The sequence below is a fragment of the Anoxybacillus pushchinoensis genome (assembly GCF_900111795.1).
Classification (GTDB): domain Bacteria; phylum Bacillota; class Bacilli; order Bacillales; family Anoxybacillaceae; genus Anoxybacillus; species Anoxybacillus pushchinoensis.
In genome coordinates, this window is the sequence record NZ_FOJQ01000104.1 from 1 (window position 1) to 2,301 (window position 2,301).

General features: G+C 29.1%; 2 protein-coding genes. One reads left to right on the forward strand and one right to left on the reverse strand.

Going from position 1 to position 2,301, the window contains the following annotated elements; all coding sequences use genetic code 11:
• Positions 1-282: 282 nt before the first annotated feature.
• A complete protein-coding gene (locus BM213_RS14280) occupies positions 283-810 on the reverse strand; it encodes a winged helix-turn-helix domain-containing protein (RefSeq protein WP_091705257.1) in 528 nt (175 codons plus the stop codon).
• A 123-nt stretch (positions 811-933) separates the two neighbouring features.
• On the opposite strand from BM213_RS14280, the gene BM213_RS14285 reads away from it, so the two are divergent.
• The gene (locus tag BM213_RS14285; protein WP_244149319.1) at positions 934-2,196 is read left to right on the forward strand and encodes an MFS transporter; all 1,263 of its coding nucleotides are present in this window, start codon (positions 934-936) and stop codon (positions 2,194-2,196) included.
• Positions 2,197-2,301: the final 105 nt, after the last annotated feature.

Below are 2,301 nucleotides of genomic sequence, written 5' to 3' on the forward strand. Positions count from 1 at the left end.
CTGTTGACGGGTGACACGCTTGATCGCGTTCTTTCTACCACTTAGGGCATTTTCTATTACGGGGATGCCCTATTTGTGTTGCGCATCTTTACATACTACTATCGGAGTGAATAGTTACTATTCATTTTACATTTGGGTCTATGTGAATCCAGAATCGAAAGAATTCCAAGTTAATTGAAATACAAATAGAAAAAAACATAACAAGAAAACAAGCTTCCCTTTATGTAAACTTGTCTTCTTGTATTATATTTTAATAGTTAATTTTTTTAAGATTACAGTCTACTAGACTTTGTATCCTGTAATGACAAACCTATAGTAGTTTCCACCATCCTCTTCAGGTATATTATCAATTAAATCCCTAATCAACTCATTATATTTTTTCCATGTGTCATACTTTATTTTTTTTTCTACAAAACTAAATTCTACTGTTGATTCGTAATTACTTAATTTTTTGTATTGTATATCATTTTGTAAATTTTTAAAAGATTTATTGATTTCCAACATTACTGTTTTGATAAGATCATCATAGTGATATTCAATAATATCTCCTTCAATTGATAAAAGATTTTTATATTTATTATTGCATTTATAATACCTCTCAATTATGTTTTTTTTTCTAACTTCTCTACTCACTTTTATCAAATCAAACTCTAAGAGCTTTTTTATAGGATAATACAAATTAGATGGTGGCTCATCTAGTCGTTCTGCGAGTTCTTTTATAGATAATTCATCATTATTCAAGTGATTTAATATCTTATGTGTCTTAGAATCAAATATTATTTTCCCTACATCCAAAGAATCATCTGTCATAGCTAACCCTCCTCATTCATTTAACCTATTAACATCTTAATTGTGTTGACAAATGAAATCAAACGTTATAAACTTCTTTTTACATTAAAAAATTTTTTAACGGTGGTGGTTATTTTGTTGAGTGTGCTAAAAAATAAAAATTTTCTGTTTTTATTTTGGGGTCGCTTTGTTACTAATATAGGTGATAGTATCTATAGTGTTGCATCTATGTGGTTAGTTTTTGAACTAACTAAAAGCTCATTTTATACCGGTATTGCAGGTGCATTAATATTATTACCTTCTATGTTTGAATTTCTTGTTGGTCCATTGGTTGATAAATGGAAGTTAAAATCAATAATGGTGTATACTCAGTTACTTCAAGCTATTCTTATCTCTCTAGTCCCCATTTCATATTTTCTAGGATTTTTGAACGTGTGGCTAGTAATTATTGTAATGTTTTTAGCTACATGTATTGAGCAAATTGTTTATCCGGCACAACAATCTGCAATACCAAAAATTTTAGAAAATAAAGATCTTGTTTCCGGTAATTCATTAATGACATTTGCATATCAAGGAACGGACATTATTCTTATAGGTATTTCTGGATTGCTAATATCCTATTTAGGTGCAATTAATATATTTATAATTAATGTTTTCACTTTTATTGTGGCCTGTTTATTATTTAGAAGCTTAAAGCTTTCTCAAGCAGAGAAACAAAAAAAATTGGAAGAAAATACTTTCAAATTTAAAATTAATGAATATCTTAAAGAATTAAATTTAGGAAGAAAATTTATTATGAATTCGATTATTCCTAAAATAATTTTCCCTTTAGCTATTGTGAATTTCATATTTGGGATGATAACAGCTATTATGCCTGAATTCTCTCTTAATATAGGAGGAGAAAAGTACTATGGTTACTTTTTAGCGACTATGTCAATAGCAATGCTAGTGGGGGCACTTCTCTCGAATTTCTTTTCAAAATATCCTTTAGGTTTATTTACCATCATTGGTTTCTTGATATCTTCAGTTGCGTGGTTTCTTTCTTACTGGATACAATCTCCTGTCTTTACCGTTTTATTTTTTGGATTAGCGTTTATTCCAATTAGCTCTGTAAATATATTAATAACTTCTACATTGCAAGGATTAATTCCAGAAGACATGATAGGAAAGGTTTTCGCCTGGTATTCAAGTATCACAGCCTTGTTTGTGCCTATAGGATCATTCATTGGAGGAACATTGGCTAGCACTATAGGTATTGATAATATATACGGTTTGGGAAGTGTCGCGCTATTATCAATTTCCGTTTATTGGTTATCCTATCCTATAATGAGAAAAATACCTCAACAAATGAATATTAAGGCTGATGACTATGGTCTTTCAAATCAAAAAAATTTTCAGAAATACTAGACTTTTAAAAATAATTTGGTATAATAATAAATGTATTTAGCACTAAGTACTTACATAAATGGAATGTAACTATTCAGCCACATCATAAAGTGAGCTGAATATTTT